General features: G+C 55.5%; 6 protein-coding genes and 1 pseudogene. All 7 read right to left on the bottom strand.

Features of this window, described 5'->3' with window-relative positions; all coding sequences use genetic code 11:
- Positions 1 to 251: 251 nt before the first annotated feature.
- A pseudogene (locus MK208_RS18845) lies at positions 252 to 673 on the bottom strand (IS3 family transposase); the annotation flags it as partial.
- A gap of 101 nt (positions 674 to 774) precedes the next feature.
- A complete protein-coding gene (locus tag MK208_RS18840; protein ID WP_294119111.1) occupies positions 775 to 1440 on the bottom strand; it encodes a TetR/AcrR family transcriptional regulator in 666 nt (221 codons plus the stop codon).
- Positions 1441 to 1476: 36 nt separating this feature from the next.
- Positions 1477 to 2517 (bottom strand): siderophore-interacting protein, encoded by a 1041-nt coding sequence (locus MK208_RS18835; protein WP_294119109.1) that lies wholly within the window; start codon positions 2515 to 2517, stop codon positions 1477 to 1479.
- Positions 2518 to 2523: 6 nt separating this feature from the next.
- On the bottom strand, positions 2524 to 3300 hold the full coding sequence (locus tag MK208_RS18830) for an ABC transporter ATP-binding protein (protein WP_294119107.1): 777 nt from the start codon (positions 3298 to 3300) through the stop codon (positions 2524 to 2526).
- Positions 3297 to 4325: an iron chelate uptake ABC transporter family permease subunit gene (locus tag MK208_RS18825; protein WP_294119106.1), complete on the bottom strand. Its 1029-nt coding sequence runs from the start codon at positions 4323 to 4325 to the stop codon at positions 3297 to 3299. Before MK208_RS18825 ends, MK208_RS18830 begins: the two co-directional genes overlap by 4 nt.
- Positions 4322 to 5326 carry an iron ABC transporter permease gene (locus MK208_RS18820; RefSeq protein WP_294119105.1) on the bottom strand — a complete coding sequence of 335 codons (1005 nt, stop codon included), beginning with the start codon at positions 5324 to 5326 and terminating at the stop codon, positions 4322 to 4324. The genes MK208_RS18825 and MK208_RS18820 overlap by 4 nt, the downstream gene beginning before the upstream one ends.
- Complete coding sequence (locus tag MK208_RS18815; protein WP_294119103.1) at positions 5323 to 6228, bottom strand: ABC transporter substrate-binding protein; 906 nt, start codon at positions 6226 to 6228, stop codon at positions 5323 to 5325. The genes MK208_RS18820 and MK208_RS18815 overlap by 4 nt, the downstream gene beginning before the upstream one ends.
- Positions 6229 to 6241: the final 13 nt, after the last annotated feature.

The raw sequence follows: 6241 nt of genomic DNA, 5'->3' as shown, positions 1-6241 counted from the left end.
CTCGTCAGGCTCATAACCTGAAGGTCGCAGGTTCAAATCCTGCTCCCGCAACCAGGTCATCAAATAAAATCAAACACCCCGGTAAGACCAAAATTGGTCCAAATGACCAATGGCTTTAACGCCTCACAGCTTCAGACTCATAACATGAAACGGGGTGGGCCTTGCTGGTGAACTCGATGCCATTGTCAGAAACAATCGTTCCAGGCATCCCATGCAGTGACCCAGTTCATGGGCGCGACTTTTGGGGCGTTACGCTGTGTTGAACGGTGCGGATGCAACACTCTGCAGGTTCTACGCTTTGAGATGCGGAACCGGCTTCGCACATGCTCAATGCAGGCACGGCGGTGCATCGGGATTTACGGTTTCCCCGAGCTGCTTCTGACAATATCAGCTTGTCCAGAGTCAGCTCCGACACGACTCTTCGCAGCTGCTCATTCTCCTTCTGAAGCCGTTTGACTTCCTTCAGTCGCCAGGTCCCCCATCGGGACATCGCTTCGCGATACCCTGTCGGGCAATGCATACCTCCATATCGCTTACGCCAGCGACAAAAGGTCTGTTCCCTTTTCTGCATCTACCGGATTGCAGCAATGCGGGGCATTCCCTGGCCGCACGGCACCTCTGCTTGTCGTAATTTCGTGAAAACCTCTTCTGGCTTGGGGCGTTTGTGTCCCAACTTGGATCCTCCGTTTCCTAACTATAGGGCGTAGCACCTCAGTAGGGGAGGGTCACCAATGCCGGTTAATGTCTTGAACAATAAATCTGTAACACGCCATATTAAGATGAGTGGTTGTCAAAAGAGAAGATTGTAAGGATTAGAGACTTACACAACTCTGAAATAGACGCCCGATTGGACTCTTTCGAACTAGAAAGCGTGTAAAGACACGCAATGGTCACTTCGTGTTGTAAGATAAACAATTCTTCAGCGATATTGGGCGGCGGCAGTTTGCCAAATCTGCTGCGCATCATCAGCAGACGCTGGGCGATTTCCATACGGTGGCGGGTTTCCAGTTCGGTCAACTTATGGGAGCTGCTCATTGCCAGACGCAGCCGCCAGTTTGCCGGTGAATTCAGCTTCGGGTCCGACATCGTGCTCAAAAAGGCTTCGACATGTGTGTCCACATCTTCTGGCCCGGAGTCGGCCGGGATTTTTGCAATCAACCCATCCAAAGCTTCCAGTGTTTCGGTCAGCCAACGCCTGAAAAGTTCATAGTAGAGGGCCTCCTTATTGGGAAAGAACTGATAGATTGTTCCGACGCTGACCTGCGCACGAGCACTGATCTTGCGGGTGGTCACATCTTCGGCAGGCCCCTCACTCAACATTTGCAAAGTGGTTGTCAAAATGTGTTCCACCCGCTTTTGAGAGCGGATTTGCTGTGCCTTTCGGCGGCGCGCGACGCCTTCTTTGGTTTTTGCAGTATCGGAATTAGATGTCTGGCTCATCGGCTGAATACGTTATGGTTGTGGGCGATTGTAGAACTACATCGTATGGTTATGGTCCGTCCAGTAAGCGGCAATCATGCGTTTCTGTTTGGGATGGTTTTTGACGGGGGGCATTTTGCGAAAGGCTTCGGTTTGCAGATTATCAGCAGCGAACCAAAGGTAGGCGCCGGGATGGCGTGCAAGGGCCTCAACGGCGATGGCGGCCAAGCTGGAGCTCTTAGTGGGGCGCAGCCATGTGAGGCGCATGCCTTCTGGAACGTTGAAGTCATAGGTTTGGGCATCAGATCGATTTAGCAGCAGCACCTCGCCGCACACATTGGGTACGTGTTCCAAAATACGCGCTATTGCTGGATAGGCCGCTTCGTCTCCACAGATGACGAGGGTCTCGACATTTAGAACCCCGCCGCCTCCGGGACCAATCAAAGCAATCTTGTCGCCGCGTTTCAATCCTTGCGCCCATTCAAAGGCTCGGCCGCCGCTGTGATTGTAGATGTCGACAGTTGCAATGCCGCGCGTTTGATCAAAGTGGCGCACAGTATAGACAGGACGATGCAGGGCATCGTGACCTTGCGGCCATTGCACGGCTCCGTTGCGACCCATCGTTGGCCAAGTCGGATTGGGAGCCGCTGCATCCGGGATCAGAAACCGGAAGTGCAGCGCACGGTCGTCAAATAGATCAGGTTTGCTTAGCTTGAGGGACAGACGGTGAAAGTCCGCATTTAGAGGCTCTGAATTGACAACTTCGGAAAATTGGAAATTTGGCGGGTACTGCGTGGCCTCAAGGCTGTCAGACCAGGTCAATCCGTCTGCAACGTCTGGCAGGTAGTGGGCAAGGTGTTCGACAATGCCTTCGCGCACAACATGAAGATCGGTCAAAGTCGCCGCCGCCAGGCTGATCCGGACTCCCTTGTCGCGATCAGCAATGGAAAACCGACCAAATTCGCTTTCTATTTCCACACAGTCTGAGAGGTTTCGCAGAATAGGAAGCGCGTGTTCTGCCGCTTCAAACAGAACCATCTGGCGCATGGCCGCAAAGCTGAGGCCTTCCACATCCGCATGGGCATTAACAGTTGTCATGTTGGATTACCTCGCAATCACATGGGGCAGACCAGTGACCGGATCCGGCAGAATGGTGCTGTCCAAGCCAAAAATAGCCTGCATATTGTCGGCCGTAACCACCCCTTCGGGCGCGCCCTGAAGGAGGATTCCTCCATCTTTGACAGCGACAATGTGATCGGAATAGCGGGTGGCCAGATTGATGTCATGTAAGACCATGGCCACGGTGAGACCGCGTTCCTTCTGCAGCTTTTGGATCAGGTTCAGAATTTCAATCTGATGCGGCAGGTCCAGGAAGGTTGTTGGTTCGTCCAAGAGCAGAATATCCGTGTCCTGAGCCAAAACCATCGCGATCCAGGCGCGTTGACGCTGTCCGCCTGACAATTCGCCCAGCAAGCTATTTTGTTGCGAGCTTAACCCGACCTGCTCGCAGCACCATTCTACGATCTCTTGATCCTTTTGGGACCATTGGCGCAACGCAGATTGGTGCGGCGTGCGTCCGCGGATTACAAGATCCATCACGCGCATCGCGTCTGGAGCCTCAGAGGTTTGCGACAGTAGGGCGACCTTGCGGGCGACATCTCTTGAGCGCTGCTCCGTAATCGATACACCCTCAAGGGAAACGCCACCTTTCGTCGGCGTCAGCACCCGAGCGAGACAGCGCAGTAAGCTCGACTTGCCGCTGGCATTTGCTCCGACAATTGAAGTGATTTTTCCCTTTGGAAGGTCCAGCGAAATATCCTTCAATACCTCGGTCTTGCCATAGCTCAGATAGAGGTTTGATGCAGAAAGTGGCGCGGTCATTGAAGTCGCTTTCGTGTTTGCAAAAAGAGGGTCCAAATCAGCACGGGTGCGCCGACGAGAGCGGTGAAAATCCCTGCGGGTAGGCTGAGGCCGCCAGGCAGAGCATTTGCAGCTGTATCTGCCCCAAGTGTTACGAGCGCCCCAACAAGCGCTGCAGTCAACAAGGACGGACGCATGGTGCGGGTTAGGCCGTGAGCGATGGGGCCAGAGACAAAGGCAACAAACGGCAGAGGACCGACGGCGCCAACCGCCAGGGCGACAAGAAGCACGGCCAAGGCAAAGCCCCAAAGGCGCGTGCGGTCCACACGGATGCCGAGTGTCTGGGCGGTTTCATCACGCAAGGCCAATCGAGCAATTGAAAACTGCGCGTAGAAGCAGATCGGTGCCAATATCAGCAAACCGATCCAGACCAAGGTCACATCCTGCCAGCTACGGGCGTCCAATGACCCAACAAGCCATTTGGCGATGTCTGATGCGTCATTCACAGTGAAAGTCGTCATCAGCAGATCGTTCACTACGCTCAACGTCATGGTGATGCCGATCCCCATCAGCACAATTTGGCCCGGGCGGATGCCGCGGTTCCAAGCGAGGCCCAAGATGAGTACAGCGGCTAACGTACCTCCGGACAGAGCACCGAAAAGAATGGCAGCAGTGGACCCGGAGATCAGAACGGCGAGCACGGCGCCGACGCCAGCCCCGGCGGTGAAGCCAATGATGTCGGGCGAGGCCAGAGGGTTGCGTAGCTGGGTTTGGACAATTTCTCCAGCGAGGCCAAAAGCAAGTCCTACGCCGATTGCGACCAAAAGGCGGGTTAGGCGGTGATCGATGACAATCATGCGGGTCACCGCATCGCTGTCGCCCCGCAAAGCAGCCGTTAGATCCGCAAATGTGATCGGATAGGTTCCGCCTAAAAGGGCATTTGCTGCGAGGCAGGCGAGAACCACAACGAGCAGGATGTTCACGACCACGAGCCGGGTGGGCCACCGCCAAGACAGTGAAGCGATGCGAAGAGTTACAGAGCTCATAGCGCCACCTCCGTTCTTTGGCGAACCATGACCACCAAGGCGGGTCCGCCAATCAAGGCCATCATCACGCCGGCCTCAACGGGGCGGTCTGGCACAAGCAAACGCCCAGCCAAATCTGCCGTCAGTGCAAGTAGGCCACCCAATATTGCCGACCCCAGAGCGAGCGCGCCCACGTTCATGCGCACAAAAGGGCGGACCAAATGCGGAATAATCAACCCGACGAAGGCGATAGGACCAGCCAAGGACACTGTGGCGCCGCAGAGAATGACAATTGCAAATACTGTCACGGCGCGGGCAAGGCCCACACGTGCTCCGAGGCTTTTGGCCGTGTCTTCCCCTAATACGAGCGGGTCCAGCATCACAGCTGCGATCGCGGCCAGCACAAAGCCGATCCCAAACAGGGGGAGCATGGCAAAAAGCGAGGCTCGAGTGATTTGATGGAAACCACCCAGAGCCCAGAAGCGAAGTGTATCAAGCGCTTCTCGGCTCAGGATCAAAATTGCCCAGGACAAAGCTAGAAACAGAGCGCTAACCGCTGCCCCTGCCAAAATCAGGCGCAGGGGATCAGGTCCATTGCGGTGGCGTGCACCCCCCAATCCCAATACCAACAGCGCGGCGCATCCGGCGCCGACGAGTGCCGGAACAATTAGCCCGGTTTGGCTGCTAATCCCCAGGCCCCATGTGGCCAGCACGACGCCAAAAGCTGCGCCTCCGTTCACGCCGAGCAATCCGGGATCGGCCAAGGGATTGCGTGACATCACCTGCATCAACGCGCCCGCGAGCCCAAGGCTGGCCCCACCCAGCAGCGCGGCAAAGGTGCGGGGTAGCCTGAGATCGCGCACTACAATGTGCGCAGGATTTTCGCTGTCAAAGGTGGTGACCGCTGAGGCTACATCTATCCAACTTAAAGGCCAGACGCCCAAGCGCAGAGATAATACGGACAACGCCAACAGGCTTAGCGACACCAAAAGCGCGGCTTTGCGATGAAACAACGTGGTCATTGCGAGCTCACTTTTTTGTCTGAAGTCCATCCAGGAACAAGCGTGTTGGGATCACCGTCAAAAGCCGCGTCTAGCAGCGGGATCAATGTGTCCAGCGCGTAATTCAGAGACAAAGGACTGGAGTGGTTGAGTGCGGAGGTGAGATCAAAATCGGTGTAAACCTCTCGCCCGTCGCGATAGGCCTTCAGCGTTGGACGCAGTACGATGTCATCGAGAGCGGCATTGATGCTTGGCGCATGTACCCAAATCAAAACATCGGTGTCCAACGTGCCAATATTTTCTTGTTCAAGGCGGATGAAGTTGGCGTCAAAGCGTGCAATTTTTGCCAGTTCCGAAGGCAAGGAGAACCCAAGATCTTTCAGAAAACGGCCCCGCAAATCTGACGCACCATATGCGCTCAGGCGAGGGGCATATGCGGCCACAGCGGTTGCGTTTTGCCACTCTGGGTGGGCAGCGCGAATGTCGGCAAAACGCGTCTCAAGATCGTCGACGATGCGCTTGGCTTCGGTGTCTCGATCCAACGCGCGCCCCAACTGACGTGTCATTTGTTGCCACGAGGCACTGTAGGGACTTTCATCTTTCGGGTGCGCCAATGTCGGCGCGATTTGGGACAAAAGGGCATACTCCGCTTTCGTCATCCCCGACCATTGCCCTACAATCAGATCAGGCTCGAGCAAGGCAATCTGGTCAATGTCGATTCCGCCATATATTACAGTTGGTTCAGCATCTCCTAGGGCCTCCTGCGCCCAAGGCCAAACGCCAAAATCATGCGGCCCATACCAATGGCGCAACGCGATGGGTTTTACACCCAGAGCAAGCAGAAAATCGTGCCCAATATAAGAGAGGGAGACCACACGTTTGGGAGCCACATTGATTTCAGTAATGCCGTAGGCGTGTTCCACTTGCCGTGGAGAC

The organism is Shimia sp. (assembly GCF_022448905.1).
Classification (GTDB): Bacteria; Pseudomonadota; Alphaproteobacteria; order Rhodobacterales; family Rhodobacteraceae; genus Shimia.
Note: the sequence above shows the minus strand (reverse complement) of the source record. Positions and strands in the feature narration are given on the sequence as shown.

Bases quoted from the DNA above. Each gene is read 5' to 3' on its own strand.
- MK208_RS18840 (WP_294119111.1), bottom strand. From the start codon at position 1,440: ATGAGCCAGACATCTAATTCCGATACTGCAAAAACCAAAGAAGGCGTC.
- MK208_RS18835 (WP_294119109.1), bottom strand. From the start codon at position 2,517: ATGACAACTGTTAATGCCCATGCGGATGTGGAAGGCCTCAGCTTTGCG.
- MK208_RS18825 (WP_294119106.1), bottom strand. From the start codon at position 4,325: ATGAGCTCTGTAACTCTTCGCATCGCTTCACTGTCTTGGCGGTGGCCC.
- MK208_RS18820 (WP_294119105.1), bottom strand. From the start codon at position 5,326: ATGACCACGTTGTTTCATCGCAAAGCCGCGCTTTTGGTGTCGCTAAGC.
- MK208_RS18830 (WP_294119107.1), bottom strand. From the start codon at position 3,300: ATGACCGCGCCACTTTCTGCATCAAACCTCTATCTGAGCTATGGCAAG.